General features: G+C 37.9%; 21 protein-coding genes. 12 read left to right on the top strand and 9 right to left on the bottom strand.

From position 1 onward, the window contains the following. Nucleotides 1-12 precede the first annotated feature (12 nt). From IWC72_RS08545 to IWC72_RS08500, 11 genes are all read left to right on the top strand, one after another. Nucleotides 13-948 carry a Rossmann-fold NAD(P)-binding domain-containing protein gene (locus IWC72_RS08545; RefSeq protein ID WP_194529483.1) on the top strand — a complete coding sequence of 312 codons (936 nt, stop codon included), beginning with the start codon at nucleotides 13-15 and terminating at the stop codon, nucleotides 946-948. Nucleotides 949-952: 4 nt separating this feature from the next. Then, nucleotides 953-1,726 (top strand): acetylglutamate kinase, encoded by a 774-nt coding sequence (argB, locus tag IWC72_RS08540; RefSeq protein ID WP_194529482.1) that lies wholly within the window; start codon nucleotides 953-955, stop codon nucleotides 1,724-1,726. Between the two features lie 2 nt (nucleotides 1,727-1,728). Further along, nucleotides 1,729-2,793: a M20 family metallo-hydrolase gene (locus IWC72_RS08535; protein ID WP_194529481.1), complete on the top strand. Its 1,065-nt coding sequence runs from the start codon at nucleotides 1,729-1,731 to the stop codon at nucleotides 2,791-2,793. A gap of 28 nt (nucleotides 2,794-2,821) precedes the next feature. After that, nucleotides 2,822-3,019 carry a four helix bundle protein gene (locus IWC72_RS20500; protein ID WP_317171399.1) on the top strand — a complete coding sequence of 66 codons (198 nt, stop codon included), beginning with the start codon at nucleotides 2,822-2,824 and terminating at the stop codon, nucleotides 3,017-3,019. Beyond that, nucleotides 2,935-3,177, top strand: a complete 243-nt coding sequence (locus tag IWC72_RS08530; protein WP_317171426.1) for a four helix bundle protein — start codon at nucleotides 2,935-2,937, stop codon at nucleotides 3,175-3,177. Before IWC72_RS20500 ends, IWC72_RS08530 begins: the two co-directional genes overlap by 85 nt. Nucleotides 3,178-3,205: 28 nt before the next feature. Beyond that, nucleotides 3,206-4,483, top strand: coding sequence for an argininosuccinate lyase (gene argH, locus IWC72_RS08525; protein ID WP_194529480.1), 1,278 nt, complete (start codon nucleotides 3,206-3,208; stop codon nucleotides 4,481-4,483). Between the two features lie 27 nt (nucleotides 4,484-4,510). Then, entirely contained in the window at nucleotides 4,511-6,115 is a 1,605-nt protein-coding gene (locus IWC72_RS08520) for a M1 family metallopeptidase (protein ID WP_194529479.1), read from the top strand. A gap of 279 nt (nucleotides 6,116-6,394) precedes the next feature. After that, nucleotides 6,395-7,474, top strand: coding sequence for a hypothetical protein (locus tag IWC72_RS08515; RefSeq protein ID WP_194529478.1), 1,080 nt, complete (start codon nucleotides 6,395-6,397; stop codon nucleotides 7,472-7,474). 73 nt (nucleotides 7,475-7,547) lie between these two features. After that, nucleotides 7,548-15,209 carry a BspA family leucine-rich repeat surface protein gene (locus IWC72_RS08510; protein WP_194529477.1) on the top strand — a complete coding sequence of 2,554 codons (7,662 nt, stop codon included), beginning with the start codon at nucleotides 7,548-7,550 and terminating at the stop codon, nucleotides 15,207-15,209. A 4-nt stretch (nucleotides 15,210-15,213) separates the two neighbouring features. Continuing rightward, entirely contained in the window at nucleotides 15,214-16,146 is a 933-nt protein-coding gene (locus IWC72_RS08505; RefSeq protein WP_194525790.1) for a PorP/SprF family type IX secretion system membrane protein, read from the top strand. A 10-nt stretch (nucleotides 16,147-16,156) separates the two neighbouring features. Continuing rightward, nucleotides 16,157-16,708, top strand: coding sequence for a hypothetical protein (locus IWC72_RS08500; protein WP_194529476.1), 552 nt, complete (start codon nucleotides 16,157-16,159; stop codon nucleotides 16,706-16,708). A 199-nt stretch (nucleotides 16,709-16,907) separates the two neighbouring features. On the opposite strand, the gene IWC72_RS08495 is transcribed toward IWC72_RS08500, so the two are convergent. From IWC72_RS08495 to IWC72_RS08475, 5 genes are all read right to left on the bottom strand, one after another. Next, entirely contained in the window at nucleotides 16,908-17,756 is an 849-nt protein-coding gene (locus IWC72_RS08495; RefSeq protein WP_194529475.1) for a pseudouridine synthase, read from the bottom strand. A 26-nt stretch (nucleotides 17,757-17,782) separates the two neighbouring features. Continuing rightward, a complete protein-coding gene (locus IWC72_RS08490) occupies nucleotides 17,783-18,733 on the bottom strand; it encodes a carbon-nitrogen hydrolase family protein (protein WP_194529474.1) in 951 nt (316 codons plus the stop codon). Then, a complete protein-coding gene (locus tag IWC72_RS08485) occupies nucleotides 18,733-19,638 on the bottom strand; it encodes a geranylgeranylglycerol-phosphate geranylgeranyltransferase (RefSeq protein ID WP_194525786.1) in 906 nt (301 codons plus the stop codon). The genes IWC72_RS08490 and IWC72_RS08485 overlap by 1 nt, the downstream gene beginning before the upstream one ends. Before the next feature lie 12 nt (nucleotides 19,639-19,650). Then, nucleotides 19,651-20,589 carry a mevalonate kinase family protein gene (locus tag IWC72_RS08480; RefSeq protein ID WP_194525785.1) on the bottom strand — a complete coding sequence of 313 codons (939 nt, stop codon included), beginning with the start codon at nucleotides 20,587-20,589 and terminating at the stop codon, nucleotides 19,651-19,653. Nucleotides 20,590-20,872: 283 nt separating this feature from the next. Beyond that, nucleotides 20,873-21,958, bottom strand: coding sequence for a diphosphomevalonate/mevalonate 3,5-bisphosphate decarboxylase family protein (locus IWC72_RS08475; RefSeq protein WP_194529473.1), 1,086 nt, complete (start codon nucleotides 21,956-21,958; stop codon nucleotides 20,873-20,875). Between the two features lie 92 nt (nucleotides 21,959-22,050). On the opposite strand from IWC72_RS08475, the gene IWC72_RS08470 reads away from it, so the two are divergent. After that, on the top strand, nucleotides 22,051-22,524 hold the full coding sequence (locus IWC72_RS08470; RefSeq protein WP_194525783.1) for a TspO/MBR family protein: 474 nt from the start codon (nucleotides 22,051-22,053) through the stop codon (nucleotides 22,522-22,524). A gap of 7 nt (nucleotides 22,525-22,531) precedes the next feature. Here IWC72_RS08470 and IWC72_RS08465 read toward each other — a convergent pair whose 3' ends face one another. The 4 genes from IWC72_RS08465 to IWC72_RS08450 are packed head-to-tail and all read right to left on the bottom strand — an operon-like array spanning nucleotide 22,532 to nucleotide 26,889. After that, the gene (locus IWC72_RS08465) at nucleotides 22,532-23,071 is read right to left on the bottom strand and encodes a DUF1697 domain-containing protein (protein WP_194529472.1); all 540 of its coding nucleotides are present in this window, start codon (nucleotides 23,069-23,071) and stop codon (nucleotides 22,532-22,534) included. Further along, entirely contained in the window at nucleotides 23,072-24,355 is a 1,284-nt protein-coding gene (locus IWC72_RS08460; protein ID WP_194529471.1) for a BaiN/RdsA family NAD(P)/FAD-dependent oxidoreductase, read from the bottom strand. Next, a complete protein-coding gene (locus tag IWC72_RS08455) occupies nucleotides 24,355-25,050 on the bottom strand; it encodes a glycerophosphodiester phosphodiesterase (protein ID WP_194525780.1) in 696 nt (231 codons plus the stop codon). The genes IWC72_RS08460 and IWC72_RS08455 overlap by 1 nt, the downstream gene beginning before the upstream one ends. 60 nt (nucleotides 25,051-25,110) lie before the next feature. After that, nucleotides 25,111-26,889, bottom strand: coding sequence for an alpha-amylase family glycosyl hydrolase (locus IWC72_RS08450; protein WP_194529470.1), 1,779 nt, complete (start codon nucleotides 26,887-26,889; stop codon nucleotides 25,111-25,113).

Raw genomic sequence — 26,889 nt, 5'->3', positions numbered from 1 at the left:
AATTTATTTAAAATGAAACATTACCTCTCCTTACAGGACATAGACTCGCTAGATAATTGGGTAGAAGAAGCAAGGGATTTAAAAGAAGACCCCAGAAAGCACAAAAACCTAGGTTCGGACAAAACTATTGGTTTGCTGTTCTTCAATAACAGTCTGCGTACGCGCTTAAGCACCCAAAAAGCGGCTATGAACCTTGGTTTGGAAGTTATTGTTATGAACTTTGGAAGCGAAGGATGGGCTTTGGAATATGCCGATGGAACCGTAATGGACCAAGGAACTTCCGAACATATCAAAGAAGCGGCTCAAGTTATTTCTCAGTACTGTGATATTGTTGCTATTAGGGCTTTCGCCGGATTACAGGATAAAGAAGAAGACGAAGCGGAAAAAGTATTAAACGGATTCAAAAAATACGCCAGCGTACCCATTGTAAATATGGAAAGTTCCATAGGCCACCCATTACAGGCTTTGGCAGATGCCATAACCTTGGCCGAACAGAATACAAAAATAAGACCCAAAGTAGTGCTCTCTTGGGCACCGCACCCTAAGGCTTTGCCACATGCCGTAGCCAATTCATTTGTAGAAATGATGCATATGCAAGATGCGGATTTTGTGATTACACATCCAGAGGGTTACGAATTAAACCCCGAAATTACTAAAGGGGCAACTATAGAATACGACCAGAAGAAGGCTTGTGAAAATGCCGATTTCATTTACGTAAAAAATTGGAGTAGTTATTCCAATTATGGCCAAGTGCTGAACCAAGATAAAAGTTGGACGATGACTCCTGAAAAAGTGGGCAAAGGCAAGTTTATGCATTGTCTTCCTGTGCGTAGAAATATGGTTGTTGCCGATGCTGTTTTAGATGGGGAGCAATCCCTTGTAATTGAACAAGCGAACAACCGTACCTATGCAGCTCAAATCGTGTTGAAGAAAATCTTGGAACAGTAAGCCCATGAAATTATCAATCATAAAAATAGGCGGAAACGTCATCGAAAATAAAGAAGAGCTTTCAAAGTTCTTAATGGCATTTTCCCAATTGGAAGGCCCCAAAATATTAGTCCACGGTGGCGGAAAACTTGCCACCCAATTAGGGACTAGATTAGGAATAGAATCCAAGCTAATTGGTGGACGCCGAATAACAGACGAGCAAAGCCTGGAACTGATTACCATGGTCTATGGCGGATTGGTAAATAAAAATATTGTAGCGGAATTGCAATCAAACAACTGCAATGCCATAGGACTTAGCGGTGCGGATGGCAACACCATTCAGGCGCACAAAAGACCTGTAAAAGAAATTGATTACGGTTTTGCCGGAGATGTTGACGGCGTAGATTCATCAACAATATCAAAGCTTTTAGAAGCTGGGCTTACCCCTGTTTTCTGTGCGATGACACATGATGGTAACGGGCAACTATTAAACACCAACGCAGATACTATTGCATCAGAATTAGCGATTGGCATGAGCCAGAACTACGAAACTACCCTTTACTATTGTTTTGAAAAGAAGGGTGTTTTGATGGATGTCCACGATGAAGATTCCGTAGTAAAGCATATTGACAGCGAATCTTATAAGGACTTATTGGAACAGAAAGTCATTGCCGACGGTATGCTTCCTAAAATGGAAAATTGCTTTCATGCCTTAAAACAAAACGTGCATCAGGTGCGTATTGGAAACATTGGCATGTTAGACCCTAAATCCACTTTATTCACTACCCTTACCCTCTAAAAATGGAACAAGCAGCATTGACGCAAAAAGCGATAGATTTATTAAAAGAACTGATTTCGATTCAATCGTTTTCATCAGAAGAAGACAAAACTGCCGATGCCATCGAAAACTGGTTCCAGTCTTTTGACATTCCTTTTGAAAGGCATTTGAACAATGTTTGGGCAGTGAACAAGCATTTTGACGAGAGTAAACCTACGTTGCTTCTCAACTCTCACCACGATACTGTAAAACCGAACTCGGCTTATACGAGAGACCCTTTCAATCCGCATATTGAAGACGGCAAACTCTACGGCCTAGGTAGCAATGATGCCGGTGGCGCCTTGGTTTCGCTTATCGCGACATTCACCACCTACTACGCAGAAGAAAATCTGAATCACAACATTTTAATGGTGGCTTCCATGGAAGAGGAAAGTTCAGGTCCAAATAGCCTAAGAGGACTTTTACAGCACCTACCAAAAATAGATGTTGCTATTGTGGGTGAACCTACGTTGCTGGATTTGGCCATAGCCGAAAAAGGACTCGTAGTTTTTGATGCAGTGATAAAAGGAACACCTTCACATGCCGCGCACCCAAATGACAACAACTCCATTTACAACACCATTGAAGTTCTAGATTGGTTCAAAAACTATACGTTCCCAAAAGTATCGGAAGTTTTAGGCCCGGTGAAATTGACCGTTACCCAAATTAGTGGAGGATCTCAGCATAATGTAGTACCTGCTCAGGTGGAATTGGTTATCGATGTACGTGTAAACGATAAATATTCTAATGCAGAAATAGCAGAAATTTTAAAAAGAGATGCTCCCTGTGAAGTCAAAGAACGCTCACTGAGACTCAACTCTTCGGCTATTGATAAGGACCATCCGTTGATTCAATCAGGAATGGCGTTAGGACGAAAAACGTACGGATCACCCACACTTTCAGACCAAGCGGCGTTAACGTGCCAATCCCTAAAATTAGGGCCTGGAGATAGTACCCGTTCACATTCGGCAGATGAATATATCTACGTCAAAGAAATAGAAGACGGAATTGATTTGTACATTAACTTATTAAAAGGATTTATAAAATAGTTTTTAGTAAAAAGTTAATAGTTCCAAGATGTATAATTATAAAGAGCTTATTGTTTGGCAAAAGTCAATGACCTTAGTTGAAAAAGTTTATAAATTGACATCTAATTTTCCTGCCGAGGAAAATTTGGACTTACAAGCCAAATACGAAGATGCGCCGTTTCCATACCTAGCAATATTGCAGAAGGAACCGGAAGGAAATCAAAGAAAGTATTTCGCCAATTTTTAGAAATTTCCAACGGATCTATTAATGAACTAAAAACACAATTGGAGATATCAAAAAGAATTGGATTTCTGGCTGAAACAGACTTAGAGGATACTTTTGCCTTATGCGATGAGGTCCAGAAAATGACCTTTACTTTAATCAAAAAATATAGTGACTTTTAACTATAAACTTAAAACTTATAACTAAAAAATGAAACTCTGGGATAAAGGCTTTAGCACCGATAAAAAAATAGACCATTTTACTGTTGGAAACGACCGTGAATTAGACTTACAATTAGCGAAATATGATATCATCGCATCACAAGCGCATGCCAAGATGTTGGGTAAAATAGGATTGTTGACCGAGGAAGAAACCAACTCCTTGGTAAAAGAATTGGATGCCATAGCCGATACCATAGAAAAAGGCGAATTTGTCATTGAGGATTCATTTGAGGATATGCACTCAAAAATAGAATATGTACTCACCGAAAAACTTGGTGATACCGGCAAAAAAATACACACCGCACGGTCAAGAAACGATCAAGTTTTGGTGGCCATGCACCTCTATTTAAAAAATGAGCTTTCAGAAATAAAATCAGGAACAAAAGAGCTTTTTGACTTGTTACTAGAGCTGGCGGAAAAGCACAAAGATGTATTACTTCCTGGGTATACGCATTTGCAAATAGCTATGCCATCTTCTTTCGGTTTATGGCTATCAGCCTATGCAGAAAGCCTTATAGACGATTTATATTTTGTTGATGCTGCTTATAAAGTTGCTGACCAAAATCCGCTTGGTAGTGCTGCGGGTTACGGAAGTTCTTTCCCAATCGATCGTAGTTTTACGACCAAAGAAATGGGTTTTGATACCTTGAAATATAACGTAGTTGCCGCTCAAATGGGTCGTGGAAAAGTGGAAAAAGCAACAGCTTTCGGCATGGCAAATATTGCCGCTACCCTATCAAAACTAGCGATGGACATCTGCTTGTATATGAGTCAGAATTTCAATTTTCTATCCTTTCCAGATGAGTTGACTACCGGAAGTAGTATTATGCCACATAAGAAAAACCCCGATGTTTTTGAATTGGTACGAGGTAAATGCAACAAGCTACAAAGCATTCCCAATCAGTTGACATTAGTGATCAACAACCTGCCAAGCGGGTACCACCGTGATTTGCAATTGGTAAAGGAAATAATTGTTCCTGCTATTCAAGATATGAAAGCTTGCATTGAGATCCTGACTTTCAGCCTAAAGGAAATGAAGGTGAATAAAGGCATATTAGAAGACCCAAAATATGACTACCTCTTCAGTGTAGATACATTGAACGAACTTGTACAAAGCGGAATGCCTTTTAGAGACGCCTACAAAAAAATGGGACTGGAAATACAAGAAGGCACTTTTACCCCAAAACGAGATATTCACCATACGCATGAAGGAAGTCTGGGTAATTTGTGTTTAGATGAGATAAGAGGGAAAATGGATAAGATTTAATATTTTAGCAGTAAACGAATAGCCTTTATGAACAGACCAACACAATTCCGTACCTTTTCTTTATTTACATTGTTCTTTTGGTCCATACTTGTTCTACAGGCCCAAGACACCTACCAAAGAAATACTTCTGCGGATGTACAGGGATATGTTTTTGGACTTTCGCTAAACGACGAATCGAACCAAATAAAAGGCGAGGCCGAAATTACCGTCAATTTTAAAAAGGGGGTGAATCCATTTGCATTGGATTTGATTGCCAAGTCCGAAAGTTATGGTATGACTATCACCCAGGTTTTAGAAGGTGATACGGCGGCAAATTACACGTTTGAGAATAATAAAATCAACATCAGCCCTACGTCCTCCGAGGAAAAAACAAGAACCTACAAAGTAGTTTATGAAGGTATTCCTGAGAGAGGTCTTGTCATTGACACTACTAAATTTGGGCAACGCTCTTTCTTTGGCGACAACTGGCCCAACTTGGCGCGGCATTGGCTTCCATCGGTAGACCATCCATCGGATAAGGCTACCATTGAATTTAGAATTACCGCCCCGGACCATTACGATGTGGTTGCAACAGGTGAAAAAATAGAGGAAAGCAACCTAGGCAACGGATTGAAATTGACCACTTACAAAGAACCTGCTCCGGTAGCCATGAAAGTGGTTACTATTGGGGTGACCAAATTTGCAAGCAAACTGCTGGACGAGGTTTACGATATTCCTGTTTCTGCGTGGGTATATCCTGAAAATAGACTGGATGGTTTTTCTGATTATGGTGTAGCAACCAAAGTACTGGAGTATTTTATAGATAATATTGGTCCGTATTCCTACGCAAAACTTGCAAATATGCAGGCAAAGACACAATGGGGCGGATTGGAAAACGCAGGAACCATTGCCTATTTTGAAAACTCCGTAACCGGAAAAAATGAAGTGGAAGGACTGATTGCACACGAAATAGCCCACCAATGGTTTGGTAATTCAGCCAGTGAAAATGACTGGAATCATGTTTGGCTAAGTGAGGGTTTTGCCACGTACTTTGCCATACTCTATCAAGAAAGCGTCTACGGAAATGAAAAACGAAAAGAGGAATTAGAGCTAGACCGCAAGCAGATAATTGACTACTATTTGCAAAACCCCTCACCCATTGTAGACCCTTCCATTACTGACCCAATGAAGGTCTTAAGTATTAACACCTACCAAAAAGGAGGTTGGGTATTAAACATGCTTCGTCATAAATTAGGTGATGAAGTATTTTGGAAAGGCATACAAGCGTATTACAAAGCTTATCGGGATTCCAATGCAATGTCAGTCGACTTTCAAAAAATAATGGAAGAGGTTTCAGGCGAAGACCTGACCGAGTTCTTTCAGCAGTGGCTTTTTACCAAAGGCCATCCTGAACTTAAATGGGATTGGAGTTACGCCAAGAAAAATTTGCAAATTAATATTGAGCAACTTCAAAAACACCATGTTTTCAAGTTTCCTATAGAAATTGGCGTAATAAAAGATGGTAAAACCGTCATCTACAAAATGGACATGGAAAACGCTAGAAAGAGCTTAACTATTAAACTGGACTACCAACCGGACGATGTAGTTCTTGACCCAGAATCTTGGTTGTTGTTTGAAGAGATAGACAAGTAAGTACAATACCGCTTCACTACTTCATTTTTAACCTGATATAAAATAACAACAGGGCGTTTTCTGCTGCCCTAAATTCAGTCCTACAACAACTATTTACTCTTCTAAAAATCAATGTTATAGTGAGCTTTTTGCTGCACAAATATATTGTACACGTATAATTTTAACAGACTCACCTTGTAAATTATAGTATTCACAACAAAAATTCTTCGACACAATACCAATCTTATACTTTTAAATACCAATAACCCAATACCCAACCATTTTAACCTACCATCCGACATGAAAAAAATTTTCATTCCCCTAGTTTCCCTATTTATATTTTCTTGTAGTTCCGACATTGAGGAAGTTACCCTGGACTCCATTGATGGAACAACGGAAACCACACCTGAAAACAAAGAAGAAACTGAAGAGGAGACTGAAGAAACTGTCTCGGAAAACACAAATTCAATTCCCGTATTCGAAGCAGCCAACTATTCAATAGATGAGCATTCCTTAACCGCCAGTTCTATTGGTTTTGTAACTGCTACCGATAGTGACCAAGATGAAATAACCTACTCCATAGAGTCTAGTGCCGATCTTGTTATTGACGAAGTTACCGGCGAAATCATAACGGGCCCGCTGCTCAAACTAGACTTTGAAACTAAGGATTCCTACCCGTTTATGGTCTCTGCATTTGACGGTAAAACTATAGTTGACAAGAGTTATGACCTAGCCATTAACAATGTAGACGAAGTTACTCTTTTATCGGACGAGCAAAAAGAAGTAGTCTCCTATGCGCAGCATCTAAGCTTTTGGAAAGAAGATAGCAACATTCCTTTAGACTTTAACCAAAAATGGGGAAGCCCAATGAGGTTACACCTCACTGGAGGCATTTCAGAACAATACCAAAGTACCACAGAAAATGTCTTGGCAGAATATAATGCATTATTCTTGTCTGGAGATTTCAATATAGCACTAGTTGAAAATTCCGAAGATGCCAACGCCATTCTGTTTTACGGCAGCAAAGAAGAGGTAGAAGGAGTTTGGCCGGATATGTACGACGAAATTAAAGATGGTAATTACCACGGTTTTGCTATGAGTCCTTCTGAAAATTCTGTTTTGGTCTCCACCCGAATATGGATATCAAATCCGGCCGAAGCACTTTTAAAGCACGAGCTTGGACACGCCCTAGGTTTTGGCCATTCGGACAAATGTGAAGATGAAGGCAGTTTTCTATGTTCTCAAATAAGCACTGAAAACGATTTTTTAGAGGTAGAGAAGGATATAATCCGTTTTATGTATAGCTCAAGAATTGCCGCTGGACTAACCGAAGCCGAAATAGAAACAATCCTTGCCGATATTATTTTAAACGAAGATTAGAACTCTTTGCTTACAGTCTTTTTCTCTCCTATTGCTACCATTTATCATAGCATTACCCAAACCAACCCACAAGATGAAGAACCTACTATCTATTCTCTTATTTATCCTATTTAGCGCTAGTAGCTATGCCCAATCATTCACCTCTACTTGGAATACCAATAATACCGAGACTGGTTCCTCTCCCAATAACGAAATTACTATACCAACAAACCCTGCATACACTACCTATAATTATGATGTAGATTGGGGAGATGGGTCATCGGATACAGGAGTAACGGGTACTATTACACATACCTATGCAACTGCTGGTAGTTATACCGTTAGCATTAGCGGTACATTCCCATCTATTTATTTCAATGATGAAGAAGCAAATGACAAACTTAAAATTATAGAAATATTGGCTTGGGGAGATATTCAATGGCAAACCATGGAAAATGCCTTCTTTGGCTGTGAGAACTTAAATTTTGATTTAATTGACGCCCCAAATTTAAGTCAAGTTACTTCTTTAAAAAATATGTTTAGAGAAGGCACTTCATTCACCGGAATTGTGAACAATTGGGACGTTTCTACAATAACAGATATTTCAGGAATCTTTTCTGGTTGTTCCATTTTTGATAGACCTGTTGATACATGGGCAACAAACTCCGTTACCGATATGTCCGAGACATTTAAAAGCACAGCTTTTAATCAACCCTTGGATAATTGGAACACTTCATCAGTTACTACTATGAAAGGAATGTTTATTGCTGCTGGACGTTTTAATCAAAATATAAACAATTGGAATGTTAGTAATGTTACTGACATGTCACAAACATTTGCCTATACTAATGCCTTTAATAGACCTTTAAATAACTGGGATGTTAGCAGTGTTACAGATATGACATTTATGTTTGATGGCTCAGATTTCAATCAGCCTATTGATAATTGGAATGTTAGTAATGTTACTAGCATGTCTGGCATGTTTAGACACGCTAAATATAACCAACCCTTAGCTAGTTGGGACGTAACTTCTGTTCTTGATTTTTCATTAATGTTTCAAAGAAACAGAACATTTAACCAACCTTTAAATACTTGGGTTGTAACAAATGCCACGGATATGTCTAGTATGTTTGATGGTTGGTATTGGGATCAAGTTTACAACCACCCATTAGACAATTGGAATGTTAGTAACGTAACGAACATGAGTTACATGTTTAGAGACAACTCTGGTTTTAACCAAGATATTAGTGGATGGGACGTGAGCAATGTCACCAATATGCAAGGTATGTTTTCGCAAACAGATGTTTTTAATCAGGACATAAGTGGGTGGAACGTTAGTAGTGTTACAAATATGTCTACAATGTTCCAACAGGCACAGGTATTTAATCAACCTCTAAACAATTGGAATATAAGTAATGTAGATAATGTCTCATCAATGTTTGATAGGGCTTTAAGTTTCAATCAACCATTAAATTTATGGACCCTCAGCAATGTTACTAGTTTCCAAAATATGTTTAACCTTGCAAGTTCTTTTAATCAAGATATAACGGGATGGAATACATCTAGTATCACCAATATGTCTGGTATGTTTACTTCTGCCAGCACTTTCAACCAAAACTTGGGTGTTTGGGATATTTCTTCTGTAACCAACATGGCAAATATGTTGTCAAATAGTGGTTTATCACAAGAAAATTATGACAATACTTTAATAGCTTGGTCTGCACAAACTGTAAACTCCGGAATAAATCTAGGTGCAACAAACTTACAATATTGTGATGCCTTAAGCCAAAGACAAAGTTTAATAGATGATGATGGGTGGACCATTACAGGAGATGCCGTTAATTGTTCTTATGTGTTATGTACTGAAATTACCATGCCACATGCCAGTGATACAGCTACGCCTGCGAATAGTGATATTCGTTGGGATCCTGCTCCAAATGCTACAGGTTACAAAGTTACTTTAGAAATTGAACGTGGTGGCGTACGAAATTATGCCACTATTGGAGGAAACACCGCTAATAATTATGATGTAGGTAATACCGTTGGTTTAGATTTTACCAATGAATTTATGGCTAATGATACAGTATATGTTACCGTTGTACCTTATAATGGAGAAGGGGATGCCGTAGGCTGTCAAGAAATTAGTTTTACTGTGGTTGAGAGTTGGGTAAACAGAACCGATGTTTTTAAAATCACTATTGATACTAGAAATTTAGATACCAATTCTACCGCAGCTAATCAATATAGAATTGAATTAAATGATGGTTCTCCTGATTATTTAACCTATGATTTCAATATTGATTGGGGAGATGGGCAATATGATAATAATGTTACAAATGATATAACACATACTTACTTAACTCCAGGAATTTATACCATTGCGATTATTGGGGATTTCCCTTCGTTCCGTCAAGATTCAAGTAATAAAGACAACCTTAAACTTATTTCTATGGATCAATGGGGAGACCAGATATGGCAAAGTATGAACCAGGCTTTCTATTTCTGTGAGAACATGGTTTACAATGCTACAGATATCCCTAATTTAACTCAAGTAACAAACATGTCTCGTATGTTCAGAAGGGCATGGCTCTTTAACAATGACATTAATAACTGGGATGTTAGTAATGTTACGAATATGAGCAATATGTTCTATCAGGCATACATTTTCAATCAGCCATTAAATAATTGGGATGTAAGCAATGTAACCACAATGGATAATATGTTTAACGCCGCTCAAGCATTTAATCAAAATATTGATACTTGGGATGTTGAAAATGTTACTTCAATGCAATACATGTTTGCTAATACTGACGCCTTTGACCAACCCCTTAATTCATGGAATGTTTCTAATGTAACAACCATGAAATCTATGTTCCAAAGGGCAGAATTATTTAATCAGCCACTTAACAATTGGATTGTTACAAATGTTACCAGTATGGAGGAGATGTTCAATTCAGCCGAACTTTTTAATCAAAACATAGATAATTGGGATGTAATTAATGTTAACAGTATGAGAGGAATGTTCAATGCAGCAAGAGCATATGACAGCCCTTTAAATTCATGGGACGTTGACAATGTAACCAACATGGAATCTATGTTCAGTTCCACACCATTGTTTAATCAACCATTGAGTAATTGGAACGTAAGTAGCGTAACCAATATGAGAAGTATGTTTAGCGGCTCTACGCTTTTTAACCAAGATATTGACAGTTGGAACGTAACCAATGTTTTAAACATGTCAACGATGTTCAACTATGCAGCTGCATTTAACCAGCCCTTAAATAGTTGGAATGTAAATTCTGTTGTAAACATGTCAAGTATGTTTCGTGGGGCATCAACATTTAACCAATCCCTTGATAATTGGGATGTGAGTGCCGTAGCAAATATGACTTCTATGTTTGAAGATGCTACATTGTTTAACCAACCTATAAATACATGGAACGTTAGTTCAGTAACACTAATGGAATCTATGTTTGAAGATGCCGAAGTTTTTAATCAAAATTTAAATAATTGGAACACTGCGGTAGTAACCAATTTTGAAGCCATGTTTAAAAATGCCTTGGCTTTTAATGAAACAATATCTAATTGGAATACAGGTGAAGCTTTAACTATGCAAGAAATGTTTAGTGGAGCAACAGCATTTAATCAAAATATAGATCCTTGGAATGTTTCTTTTGTAACTACTATGCGAGCTATGTTTAATGGTGCTACCAGTTATAACCAAACCATGAACTCTTGGAACCTAGCTTCTGTAACCACTATGGAAGACATGTTTAAAGATGCAAGTACTTTTAATGAGAACATTGGTGATTGGAACGTTAGAGGCGTAACCACAATGGAAGAAATGTTCAGTGGCGCAACCGCCTTTAACCAAGACCTAAATAACTGGCGTATAGCGGGTGTAAGCAATATGGACTATATGTTCAGAAATGCATCGGCATACAACCAACCTATGGATTTATGGAATCCTGGTAATGTAACTATGCGTTCTATGTTCGATGATGCCATTGCTTTAAACCAAAGTTTAGCGGATTGGGATGTTAGTGGTGTTACCGATATGCGAGATATGCTGGATAATACGGCACTCATAAGAGAAAATTATGATACTACTTTAATTGCTTGGTCTGAGCAAAACTTAACTCCTGGTATTACACTTGGTGCAGAAGATTTACCTTATTGTGATGCTCAAGAAGAAAGACAGTCTATGATCGATAATTTTGGATGGACGTTTGACCAAGATGTTCGCGATTGTCCAATACCAGATTGTACGCTACTAACATCTCCGCTTAATGGAGATATAGATGTACCGGTAAACACCAACATTACATGGGAACATGCCTTATATGCAGAAGGATACCGCTTAACCGTGGGCACCACTACAGGTGGTAATGATATTGTAGATAATATTACCATTACCAATGAAACTTCATACGAATTTGCATCAGATTTTAATACCGGAGATACTATCTACGTAACCTTGATTCCTTTTAATACAGAAGGAGATGCTGTGGGACCTTGTACCGAAGAAAGCTTTACTATTTCCAGTAGTCCTGCTACCATACCTGATTGCACCAATTTAACCGAGCCGTTACATGCCGCAACAGATGTAGCCGTAACTACGGATTTAAGTTGGAATCCTATTTCCAATGCAGATGGATATAAAATTACAGTTGGAACTTCTACTGGAGCTAGTGATATTCTTAATGCAGAAGATGTAAATAATGTTACTAGTTATGACTTTACAAGCGACCTACCTGAGGATAGTGATATTTTCGTCACTATAATTCCTTATAATGATGAAGGAGATGCTACTTCATGTACCGAAGAAAGTTTCCATACCGAGATAATTCCTGTTCCACCAACTTGTACAAACTTAACCAGCCCTGTTAACGGTGCAACCGAAATTGCTATTGACACTCATTTAAGCTGGACACCAATAGCTAACGCAACAGGTTATTTAGTAATTGTAGGCACTACCTCTGGCGGTATAGAAATAGTAAACAATGCAGATGTTGTTGGCGCCAACACCTATGATATTCCTGTAGATTTACAAGAAGCTAGAATGCATTATGTAACCATTATTCCTTATAATGCTGAAGGGGATGCTACTGGTTGTATCGAAGAAACTTTTACCACTGGCGACTCAACTAGTCCACCATCTTGTACTACGCTAACAGCACCTATTAATGGCGCTACTGCCGTAGACCCAGCAACTAATTTGAGTTGGACGGAGTTAACATCGGCTACAGGGTATAAATTGACTGTAGGAACAACAAGTGGAGGTTCAGATATTTTTACAGATGATGTGCTAAATGTAACTACATACGACCTTGCCGCCAATTTACCAGAAAGCACACCTATTTATGTGACAGTAACACCATATAACGATAATGGCGATGCTATTGGTTGTACCGAAGAAAGTTTTACTACAGATGGTGCTCCTTTATGTACCACACTAGCAACTCCTGCAAATGGTGCTACAAATGTTCCCGTAGACACCAGTATTGAATGGAATGCGAGCAGTAATACAGACGGCTATAAATTAACGGTAACTGCGAGTAATAGTACTTTAAATAATTTAACAGATTTTGATGTTACTACAGGTACTACCCACACTTTTGGGAATGACTTTGAAAGAGGAGAAACGGTAACAGTCACAATTATTCCTTACAACGCAACGGGTGATGCCATTGGGTGTACTTCAGAAAGTTTTACAATTATTCCACCACCGGTGCCAGCATGTACCACTTTAATAACTCCTACAAATGGGGCCGTTGATATTGCTCTTGCTACTAATCTGGAATGGAATGCAAGTGCAAATGCAGATGGTTATAAACTTACCGTTTTAGCAAGTAGTAGCACTGCAAACAATATTACGGATGAAGATATAACTGCAGGCACTACTTACAATTTTGCAAATGATTTTGAACAAGGAGAAACCGTTACAGTAACAATTATACCTTACAATTCTGTTGGGGATGCTATAGGTTGTACTTCAGAGAGCTTTACCATAAAAGCTGTTCCAAACTGTACTAATTTAATAACACCAGCAAATGGCGCTACAGATGTTGCTGTTAATACAACTATAGAATGGACTTCTATTACTGATGCTGATGGTTATAAGTTAACAGTTAATGCAAGTACTAGTACTGCAAATAATGTAAGCGAATTAGATATTACTTCTGGAACTACTTATACTTTTACAAACGATTTTGAACAAGGAGAAACTGTTACTGTAACATTAGTACCATATAACACTGCTGGTGATGCTATTGGATGTACTTCAGAGAGCTTTACCATAAAACCAGTTCCAACATGTACTAATTTAATAACACCAGCAAATGGCACTACAGATGTAGCAGTTGCTACCAATATAGAATGGAATGCTGCCAGTAATGCTAATGGTTACAAATTAACAGTTACCGCAAGTAGTAGTACTGCAAATAATGTGACCAATTTAGATATTACTACAGGTACTACTTACAATTTTACAAACGATTTTGAACAAGGAGAAACTGTTACAGTTACATTAGTTCCTTATAATGAAGTTGGGGATGCCATAGGTTGTACCGCAGAAACATTCACTATTAAATCTGTACCTCTATGTACTAACTTAATCGCTCCATTAAATAACGCAGTAGTAACAGAAGTAAGTGAAATTACTTGGAATACGGCAACTAATGCAGATGGCTACAAATTAAGTATAACAGGAAGTAATACAACTGCCAATAACCAAACCGATTTAATAGTAACTGGTAATTCACATACTTTTTCCAATGATTTTGCTCCAGGAGAAATTGTTACAGTTAGCATTATACCATATAATGAAGTTGGTGATGCTATTGGTTGTTCCTCAGAAAGTTTTACGGTAAGACCAATACCACCTTGTACAAATTTAATGTCTCCATTAAACAATGCAACTGAAGTTTCTGTTTTGACAGACATTTCCTGGAATCCGAGCTTCGATGCAGATGGATATAGAATTTCTATTGGTACATCTCCAAACGGAACAGAAATTGTAAATAATGAAGATGTAGCTTCTTTAACCAATTACACTTTTGCGGAAGACTTACCTTCTGAGAGTTTAATATACGTTTCTATTGTTCCTTATAATACCTCTGGCGATGCGATTGGTTGTACATCCGAAAGTTTTGAAACCGAAATTATAGTTCCGGCATGCTCCCAATTATCCAGTCCTTTTAATGGTGAAAATGAGGTGCCACTAGAAAGTAGTATTTCTTGGGAAGAAGTAGAAAAAACTGATGGTTACCGTTTATCGTTAGGAACCTCTCCTGGAGGAACTGACATTGTAAATAATTTGGATATGGGAACTAACACAAATTATACCCCTATTGAAGAATACCCTTTTGATACGCAAATATTTGTAACCATTACACCCTACAATAGTAAAGGCGACGCCATAGAATGTGAAGAACAATCTTTTACAACCGTTATTCCAGAAGATGAAACTAAATATGGCTTTTCTCCAGATGGCGATGGCATTAATGATTACTGGCATATTGACAATATAGAGTACTACCCTGAGAATGTAGTGATGATTTATAATAGATGGGGAGATGCCGTATTTGAAATAAAAAATTACGATAATAATTCTGCCGTTTTCCGTGGCGATGCCAATTTAAAAACCAAAATGGGTGCTGGCCAATTACCAGAAGGAACCTACTTTTTTAATATTCAAGTTGAAGGAGAAACTATTCTAGGAAAAACAAAAGGATACGTAGTAATAAAGCGTTAAACCAATGAAAATAAATAAAACTATTGGCACGCTAGCACTAGGTGTTTTGCTGTCGTTCATATCATACAATTCTCTATTTGGGCAACAAACGCCCACCTTTACAGAGTATAACTATAATCCATTTTTAATAAATTCTGCATATGCAGGTTTAACCCAAAACACAGAAATCTCACTAAGTAATTCTGGTTTTCTAAACTCTATAGAAGGGAGTCCTAAAAGTTTTTCGTTAAGCGGGCATGGGTCTCTTAATCGTAATAAAGTTGGTTTGGGAGCAGGTTTTATCCGAGATCAGATCGGAGTAACTACTTCCACCAATTTCTTTGCTTCGTACTCGTACAAAATATTCTTTGATTTTAAAAGTGACAGACCCTATTGGCAACTTTACGATGCCGGGGTATTGTCTTTTGGTATTACGGCCGGTCTACAGCAATACCAAAATAACTTAACCCAATTAGGAATTGTTGGCGACCCCAACTTTGCACAAGATATAAGCGCTTCTATACCCACTATTGGTTTAGGTTTTTTATTTAATCACGCTTCATTTTATGTAGGGTTTTCTACACCTAATATTTTAGGTGATGCTTTAGCTTCAGATGATACCTTAAACCTAAACAGCCCCTATTACGGGTATTTTGGATATCGATTCTTTAACAATCGTTTTCAGGATTTAATGATAAAACCAAACCTTCTTCTAAAATACGAAGATGGTGCGCCCTTACAAGCAGATATTAATGTAGCTGTGAGCTTTAGAAATAAATTTGAAATAGGCACTGGTTATAGATCCAATAATTCCATAAACTTTTTAGCAGGTATTTATGTCTTTGATAATGTAAGAGCAATTTACAATTACAATTTAGCAACTAATGATTCTTCACTGGGGAACACTCACGGACTTATACTTAGCTATCAATTTGGCGATGGTTACGCAATAGATTAAATTAGTTACCATGTCTTTGAAAAATATACTAATTGGCTTTGTAGTTTTTATATTTCTAATTGCAGGTATCATTTATTTAGCTTTTAGGACAAAGACTAAAGATTTATCCAAGCAATTTCCCTACAATGAAATTATTGATAAGACCTTAACTACAAAACAGCCTGCTTATATAGCTGCCAATTACGAACATTTCGTTGAAGAACATCCGTACATCATCGAAATGGATACAACCCATTTTTACGGAACTATTGATTCAATATATACATTACCAATAGGAACTCCTTTGAAAATTGAAGGTGCAAACGCTTACACAAAACCTGTTAGTGGCTCTACACATCCTATTGTGTTGGGTAGTGTATTTGTAAAAGAACTTGATACAACCGTGAAATTTGAATTTTACTGGGGAGAAAATCCTACTTATGGTCTTTATGAGCATAAAGATAATTATGACATCTACCCTCTAGCCCCTTGGCAAGAAGGTGCATTGCCCTTTAAATATTTTTGGGATGGGAGAACAGAACCTCATGATTGGGAAACATGGGATTTACCGTTAGAAAATTGATTTAGTCTGACACGAGAAACTATCAAAAAAGACAAAACCGATACAAATATCGGTTTTAAGGCATCTTCTTTACTCGGTTGAACAAGTAAATTGCTCTGCAAAGATGTGGTTTTTGAAACTCCCAAAGGTTATCACAATATTATGGTATCGTTATTATAGTAAACTATCTCGGGGCATTTAATCTCGATTATCGAGTAAATTATTTAATCATCCCTAAATTGACCACTTCTTGTTCTGTTAAGTAGCGCCAATGACCTCTTGGTAAATCTTTTTTGGTAAGACCTGCATACACCACACGGTCTAATTTTACAATTTCGTAGCCCAGTGTTTCAAAAATACGTTGTACAATATTGGTACGGGTACTAAAAATCTCCATACCTACCTGGTTCTTAGGTGCTTTATCAACAAAGCTAACATCTTGTACCTTAATTACTTTTTCTTCTACAAGTAAACCATCTTGAATTTTCTTCAAATCGGCACTACGTAAAGGCTTGTTCAATTCGATATGAAATATCTTTCTCAGTCCGTTTTTAGGACTGTTCAAACGCTTTGTTAAATCCCCATCATTGGTAAACAACAAAAGTCCTGTTGTATCTTTACTCAATTTTCCTACAGGCTTAAGCTCGGTTTTTGTCGCCTTAGAAATTAAACCAATAGCGGTACGTCTACCTTGCTCGTTACGAGCCGCAGTTGTAAAATCTTTTGGCTTGTTCAGTAAAACGTATTCCTTTTTTATCGGATTCAATAAACGGCCATCAAATTTAACCTCATCGGTAAGTTTTACTTTGTAACCCATTTCAATTACGGGTTTTCCGTTTACGGTAACACTACCTGCGGAAATATAAATATCAGCTTCTCTACGAGAACATACACCAGAGTTGGCCACATACTTGTTCAATCGAATCAAGTTAGGATCTGACGGTTTCTTAGGTTCTTGTTCTGTTTTCTTTCGTATTGGCGAATTACCACGCGCATAACTCTTCTTACGAAAAGTACCACCTTGTCTGCCTGAAGCTCTCTTATCATTGTTGGAATCTGATCTGCCCATATCTAAAAATTTATGCAAAGGTAGGTTTAATCTTTGAACTCTACGGTAGATTGACGCTCCCTATTTACGCTAAGCTTCGTAATATCAGGTCTTGAGTAGTGTCCGACAGGATCAAAATTCTGGCGTTCTTCGTAAACCCTGTTAAAATCTAGGTCTTGATACAACAACCCTTCTTTATCTACCGCAGGCTCAAGCAACCATTCGCCATCAGGGCCAGCTACACACGAGCCACCATTCGCCATAACCTCTGGTGCCTTTTTCAAAATTTCGGCTAAATGAGGCGTGCTTTTAGGAAAATCCTTTCTTTTCATTAATGAAGAAACAGAGATTACAAAGCTGCGAGATTCTCGTGCTATAAAACGGGTAATATCTTTTGTGTTATGATCACTTCCAGGCCATACCGCAATGTGTAAATTCTCTCCTAAACCATAAAGTGCTGTTCGCGGTAAAGGCATCCAATTCTCCCAACAGTTGAGTCCGCCAACGGTAAATTGTTTCAATGGATGTACTTGAAGTCCATTACCATCACCGGGAGACCATGTCAAACGCTCATCATAAGTGGGTTGTAGTTTACGGTGCACGGATTTAATTTTACCCTCTGCATCAATATACACCAAAGAACAATACAAGCTATGCCCTCCCCTATTCTGAGCTCTTTCTATAATGCCCAAATAAATGGCAATCTTGTTTTCCTTTGCCAACATACACACGGAGTCCAATTCCCCTATTTCAATTTGAATTGAATTACGGGCATAATGGGCATGTAATTCTTTATTCACCTTAGTATCCCAGGCCGCACCATCCGTCAATGCCAACCAAAATGGATAACCAGGCAGAAGAGCTTCTCCAAAAACAACAAGCTCTGCCTTTTCTCGGGCAGCTTCCTGAATGGTTAATTCTATTTTCTCAAGTGTTGCCTTTTTATCCAACCACACGGGTGAAATTTGAGCTAGAGCTACTTTCAATATATTTTCCATTATAAAATTCTATTTAAAACAAGGTCAACATCTATCAGTAGAATGCTAAAAACACCCACAATAATAATGAGTTTAAGAATATTGTGTAACCAAACGTAGTCTCTCTTAGATTTAGATTTAACCAGTAAAAACAAAAATAAAATGAGGAGAACCACAGAGACCATAAAATAATAATTCATGTAACCCACATCAAACGTGAGTATCAATAATAACGAGGGGATCAGCGTTAACAGAATCAATATTGAAATGAAAATTTTAGAAACTTTACCTCCCCATAAAATTGGTATGGTCTTATAATTCTGAGCTAAATCTCCTTTTAAGTTTTCGAGGTCTTTTATCATCTCACGTGCCAGAATAAGCAAAAACAGGAACATGGCGTGAACGAAAATGACATGTTCAAAGTTCTTGTAATAGACAAACACCGCAAAGAATGGGGCAATAGCTAAAGTTGCGGAGACAAAATTCCCAACAAACGGAAGTCGCTTCAATTTATGTGAATAAATCCAAATACCAAAAATATAGGCCGAAAAGAAAAATACCGCCTTAAAGGAAACATAGCTTGCCGCTATAACCGCTAAAAAATTAAGAATGAAATAGGTAGTAAGCTTAAATTGCTGCCCCACGAACCGATCAATCATGCTCTTTCTTGGCTTATTAATCAAGTCTTTTTCTGCATCATAAAAATTATTGATGATATACCCACTTGCAATTACCAATGCCGAGGATACAACAATAATAAAAAGATTTAAATCAAAAACTACCTCTCGGACACGCAGTTGATGCGCCAAAATATAAATTGACGCTAGATATTGCGCCAGAACAACCATAAGAATATTGTACCCGCGAACAACAGAAAACAGACTGAATACCTTTAATAGTAAAAGTCTATTTTTTCTACCTAGCATGTATGTTGATTTTTAGAAGTTGTAAACCACTTCTAAATTGTAGCCCTTTAATGCTTTTTTGGCCTTATCTAAATCTTCTGCAAAACCTAGAATATAACCTCCACCACCAGAACCACAAAGTTTTAGATAGTAATCGTTAGTTTCGATACCTTTTTTCCATAAGTCATGGAATTTTGCCGGTATCATGGGTTTGAAGTTATCTAATACCACATGAGATAATTGCTTCAAGTTACCAAAAAGTGATTTTACATTACCGCTTACAAAATCTTCTACACAAGCATCTGTATGTTTTATAAACTGGTCCTTAAGCATATTACGGAAACCCTCTTGCTTCATCTTTTCCATAAAAATCTGAACCATTGGTGCTGTCTCTCCTGTAGAACCACTATCTAATAAGAATACGGCACCTTTACCTTCCGAATTTTGGGTAGGTATACTGGTCGACTCTATATTATCTTGTGAATTAATAAGAATAGGAATACTTAAATAACTGTTCAATGGATCAAGCCCAGATGACTTACCATGAAAGAAAGACTCCATCTTACCAAAAATTGCTTTCAGCTTCAACAATTTTTCTCTGGTAAGATTTTCAAGAACCGTGATTTTGTCCTGCGCATATTTGTCGTAAATAGCCGCTACAAGCGCACCACTGCTACCTACACCATAACCTTGCGGAATAGAACTATCAAAGTACATACCTCCAGAAACGTCTGCTTTTAAAGCTTCAAAATCAAAAGAAACCAAATCAGGACTGTTTTTATGTATCATCTCTAGATAACCTACATATTCACGAAGGCTAGTATTGGATTTCTTAGCTGTTTCAGACGGATTTTCATCGGTCTTCAAAGCTCCCTTAAAAAAGTTATAGGGAATAGAGAGTCCTTTAGAATCTTTGATGATGCCATATTCTCCGAAGAGAAGTATTTTTGAATAAAATAATGGTCCTTTCATTATATAGTTGGTTAGCTACGGCACAAAAATACGAAATATACTCTTGATGATTCTATAATTCTGCCCCACAACACGATTAACGCTACAATTTTATCCGTCAAAACCCATATTCAAGTCTTAATAAGTCGGATTTTAGAAATAAATCTTATCCAACTCTAGCCCAACTCATTATCGGTTCTACTTAGATAGATGCTGTATATACGTTTTACGATGCACTACGGATCAAAACGGCATGTATTTCTTAGAAAAAGAACGACCTATATTCTAATTAATTATGAAATTGCTAGTTTATTTTTCGCGCACCGTTTCCTATAAAATCATGGATAAACTGTCTATTTTGGCAAAAACTCGCCAAGTCATCTTTAATAAACTGTTGCACCTGAGCTTTTTCATTTTCAGGATAAAGTACATGAACATTAGCTCCAGCATCTAGGGTAAAGCATACATGAGTTTTTGAACTTTCACGGAATGCCCATATTTTATTAATGATTTCAAGTGTGTTGGGTTTCATTAAAATGAAATACGGCTGACTCGTCATCATCATAGCATGTAATGTCAATGCCTCACTCTCTACAATAGCAATAAAATTCTTTATATCTCCAGAAGCAAAAATCGATTCCAGTTTAGAAAGGTTTTCATGTGCTTGAGAAAAGCGCTGCTGCGCAAATGGGTGCCCATGCATTAAATCATGCCCTACTGTACTACTTACTTGCTTTTGTCCTTTGTCCACCAACAAAATGGTATCACAGTAATTTTGAAAAACAGGGTGTACTTTATGAGGATATTCTATTCCGAATAAATTTGAACTGCCTTTAATTCCTGCATGTTCTCCCCACTGCACCAAACTACCTTTTATACTTCTCGCAGCACTACCCGACCCTAACCGCGCTAAAAAGGAAGCCTTTTGGTTGAAAAATTCCACAGTCATATCCGGATTTAAGCTCTTTTCGATATCCATCAAACAAAGTGCTAGTGCGCTCATACCGGAAGCAGACGAAGCTATACCACTACTATGCGGAAAAGAATTAGATGTTTCAATCTCAAAATGATACTCCCTTAAAAACGGAAGGTACTCGTACACCCGCTTAAAGAAAGTATTGATTTTTGGTTTGAATCCCTCTTCTTTCTTCCCTTCCAAAGAAACCTCAAAAGAAAATGCTTTACTTTCCTTCTCTAATTTGGAATAGGTAAGCGTTGTGACCGTAGCACATTCGTTCAAAGTAAAACTAATAGACGGGTTTGCAGGAATCTGATTTGCTTTCTTCCCCCAATATTTCACCAAGGCTATATTACTGGGTGATTTGTAGGTTGTTTTTCCTGACGGAACATCAATCTTATATGGGGAAGGAATAAATTCTTTTTCGGTCATCGAGAAATATTTTGTACAAAGATAGTTTTTACCAAGATTGTGATGGCGCTCAATGGAATAAATCACTATTTTAGGGGTCAACGCATTTCAATTTGAAAAAGAAAGCCCTTTACATCTTCTATGCTGTCTGTATTTGTTTGGCTATTGGCTACCTATCCAGTTTTGCCACACAAAGCTCCGTAAACGATTGGTTCACCACCCTGAACAAACCCAGTTTCAACCCACCTAACTGGCTTTTTGCTCCGGTTTGGACGGTTCTTTATATTATGATGGGTATAGCTGCTGGTATCGTATGGGCAAAAGGGCTTTATCACCTTTGGGTGCAGACTGCGCTCTATCATTTTGGTTTTCAATTGATGCTCAATGCCGCCTGGAGCATTGTTTTCTTCGGATTAAAAGAACCTTTCTATGCGCTGCTAGTGATTATAGCCTTGCTTGTTGTTCTTTCTATAACCATTAAATGGTTCAAGGTAGTTAGTAAACCGGCAGCATGGCTTTTGACGCCCTATTTCCTATGGGTTTGTTTTGCCACGGTTTTAAACTATAAACTCTGGGAACTAAACTAATAAAATTCTAAGAAGATAGGTCAAGTAATTTAATCATCGTAGCATAATTGCGCGTACTGGCCTCTACTTTTAGCTTTCGCTCTACCAAATTATTGTTCAGTTTCGCTTTTCCGTAGCCTGTTTTACAAAGTAAATAGACGCAATTGGTAGTGATTTCAAACTCCTCATTCACATACACTTCTGAAGCGAATGCTTCTATCCATTCTTTTTTCGGTGGATTTTTCAAAAGCACAAAATATACCTGTTTTTGGGCAATTGCCTCCTCATCTGTATATGGATTGCTTTTGAATGTAATCTCAAAGTCTGTTCTGGTTTTAACCAAAACAGGCACTTCAAAACCAAAAGTAAATTTAATTTTATCTGCAATTAAAGTTTCTAATGCAGCTGTGCTATCTGCCTCACTTTCAAAAACTACATTACCGCTTTGAATATAGGTTTTCACGTTTATGAACCCCATGTTCGTTAACATAGACCGTAATTCTGCCATGGGCACTTTCTTTTGCCCACTCACATTAATTCCTCTTAAAAGAGCGATATATTTTATCATTCAAAAGCTATTAACTAAGGCTTTCGCGGCAATATAACCACCCGTCCAAGCATTTTGAAAATTAAACCCTCCTGTGATGGCATCTATATTAATGACCTCACCAGCAAAGTACATTCCAGGTAGTTTTTTACTTTCGTACGTTTTAAAATTTACTTCTTTCAAGTCAATGCCACCAGCGGTAACAAATTCTTCTTTGAAGGTGCTTTTCCCTTCTATTTTTAGCTCACATTCAGTAAGTTGCCGTGCTAATTTTTCCATTTGAACCTTGGTCACCTCAGCCCATTTATCGGTTTCCGCAATACCTGATGCTCTGACCAGGTTTGTCCATAAGCGCCGTGGTACTTCTACAGCTTTGGTTCGTAAAACTGTTTTCTTTGCTTCAACATCCTTAATTTCAGAAAGCAAACCCATTAGACCGTCAAAATTATACTCCGGCAACCAGTTCACACGTATTTTAAACCGGTATTCCATTCCACTTAACAAGCGTGCACCCCAAGCCGATAATTTTAAAATAGCAGGACCACTCAAACCCCAATGGGTTATCAATAACGGTCCATCAGAAGTTAACAGAGCCGATTTAGTATTCTTACTTTTTAACTGCGTGGTAACTTTTGATTGGTACAACTTATTCTCAAATACTTCAACTTGCGCCATTGTACTTACCCCTGGAATACCAGAAATTCGTTCGTCCTTACAATTAAAGGTAAACAGAGAAGGTACTGCTGGTACAATAGTATGACCTAATTTTTCTAAAAGCTTCCATATTTTAGGATTGCTTCCAGTAGCCACGACCAATTTTTGGCACTTGTAGCTATGTTTTATCGTGGTGATTTTCCATCCCTCAGCATTGTCCTCCGACTGAACTTTTTCAATTTTGGAAACTGCACTATGCTTCAGTATTTTTATGCCCAAACGTTCTGCTTCGTTTAAAAAGCAATCGATAATAGTTTGTGAAGAATCCGATTCAGGAAACATACGCCCATCAGACTCTATTTTTAGTGTTATACCCCTCTCCTCAAAAAAACCGACCGTATCACCGCTACAATACGTGTGAAAAGGACCTAAAAGCTCTTTTTCTCCTCTAGGATAGTTTTTAGTTAGTTCACGAGGGTCAAATTCTGCATGGGTAACATTACAACGTCCCCCACCAGATACTTTTACTTTGCCTAGCACGTCTTTACCACGTTCTAGAATTGCTATTTTAAGATGGGGTTTTGCCTCTGCAATATGAATTGCTGTATAAAACCCGGCCGCACCACCACCTATAACTATAACATCAAACATTAATTTACGCGTTCAGGATAATTGGTAATGATACCGTCTACGCCAAAGCGTTTCATTTGTAGAATATCTTGAGGCTCATTTACCGTCCAAGGAAAAATTTTGAAACCCGCTTCTTTTATTTTTACGTTATTCTCCGCAGTAAGTTGTTTGAAACTAGGATTGATTGCTTCGGCATTTAACTCTTTTCCGACTTCAAGAGCATCAAGGGGATTCTCACCGATCAGAATGGCAATCCTCACCTCTGAATTGGCTTTTCGAATATCCCGCAACTCATCCCACTCAAAACTGGAAATTATAAAATCGTTGAGCCTCCATTTTCCGGAGTTCACTTCCGCCTCTATCATTCTATTTACGTCAGTTGCCGTATTTCTGCCCTTCAACTCAATGTTAAGTTCGGTTTTTCCGCCCATCACATCCAACACCTCTTGAAGTGTTGGTATTTGATGTCCGCCTTCGACCTTCAATGCTTTTAATTCGGCCAAAGTATAATTTTCTATTTCACCTTTTCCATCGGTCAGGCGTTCTACCGTGTCATCATGAAAAACAACGATTTCTCCGCTTTTTATTTTGAAAACGTCTATTTCAAGCATATCCACACCCATTTCCATAGCCTTTTCGATAGAGGCAATAGTATTTTCGGTTTCATGGCCCATTGCTCCCCGATGACCAATAACAAGCGGTTTCTTATTTTCCATACAACTCGATACAACTAAAACGCAAAAGATAAACAGAATGGATAATTTGTTCATTAGATTCTATTTTACACTGAAAACAAAGGATTCTAAAGGATTGATATCAATACGAACCTGAGCGGAACCATTTTCAACTTTCAAAGTCTTTTCTACTCCGTAAAGTGCATCGGTAATGGTATGATTCCCGTCAGACAATTGCCATTCTTGAACGATATTTTCAGGAAGTTTTAATTCAAAACCGAACCAATCGTTAGCATCAAAATTAGAGATGACGATTAGTTTCTCATTATCCGACCAACGTACATACGAAAGCACATGGTGATTGTAATATTCCGCATGGTCCCTATTATAAAAATGAATATCTTGGTATGCACCCATTAATGCACTACTATTGACCGTAAAATTCAACAATCGCCGATAAAAATCGCGTAAGTCGGCTTCATCTTCGGAAAGCTGCCCCCCATCAAACTTTTTATTATTTACCCAACGCTGATGGTGCGGAACACCGATATAATCAAAAATTGATGTTCTTGTAGAACTGCCGAAACCCGCATTTTCTGCAGCAGGCTCACCCACTTCTTGCCCAAAATAAATCATTAATGGCGCCGTAGTCATAGTAGCCGAAACCACCATTGCCGGTTTACCCTTGTTAGCATCTCCTGCAAAATCAGGCGAGGCAATACGCTGCTCATCATGGTTTTCCAAGAAATGTAACAAATGATGTTCAATATCTTGCGTACCATTTTTGATTACTGGTATATGGTCCGTCCACCCATCGCCCTGCATGATGCTTTTTAAAGAATCGTACATTTCTACTTTATCGTAGAGATAGTCCATTTTGCCCTTAAAAATATAATTGCGGTACTCATACGGGTTATAAACCTCGGCCATTAAAAAGGTATCGGGATTTTTCATTTTAATGTTGGAGTTCATATAACTCCAAAACTCCACCGGAACCATTTCAGCCATATCATACCGGAAGCCATCTACACCCATTTCCGTCCAATACAGGGCAATATCTTTAAATTTCACCCAAGAATCTGGCACAGATCGTTCGTTCCAAAATTCAAAATGGGTTTTATGATCTTTTCCACCAAAATCATCTGGAAGTACATCAAAGTCATAATGACCATCTGGGCGTACTCCATAATTTATTTTTACGGTTTCATACCAATCATTGAAATCAGGTTTAGCTAAACGTGAGCCATTACCCGTCCATTTTGCAGGGTTTTCGGAGAATTTATGGTCTACACCCTCATGTTTCTCGCCTCCTAAGGGTACATAACCATCTCTCCATTCAGGAACTTGAAAAGGAGTACCGGGAATGTAATAGAAATTATTATCACGATGGTATTCAACAGACGTATCATCGGAAGCTCCAAAAGGCTCTTTACCTTTAGGTGTAGCACCGCCTTCATACTTGCGTGCCACATGATTGGGAACGATATCAATAATAACTTTAAGCCCTTCTTTATGCGTACGGCTAATTAAGTTTTGAAACTCTTTAAGACGGTTTTCTGGATTTTTGGCCAAATCAGGATTCACACTGTAATAATCCTTAACGGCATAGGGAGAACCTGCTCTACCTTTAACCACATCTGGATCATCATTAGAAATTCCGTGTGCCGTATAATCATTGATTACAGCATGATGTGGGACACCTGTATACCAAATATGAGTAACACCCAATTTTTTGATTTCTTGGAGTGCCTTTTTGGTGAAGTCAGTAAACTTACCTACACCGTTATCCTCAATAGTACCCCATGGTTTATTCGTGGTATTAGTGTTACCGAACAATCTTGTGAATACATGATATACAACCTGTTTTTTATTTTCTGCCAT

The organism is Zobellia roscoffensis (assembly GCF_015330165.1).
Classification (GTDB): domain Bacteria; phylum Bacteroidota; class Bacteroidia; order Flavobacteriales; family Flavobacteriaceae; genus Zobellia; species Zobellia roscoffensis.
The sequence above is the reverse complement of the archived record's forward strand: the minus strand, read 5'-3'. Positions and strand labels throughout refer to the sequence as shown.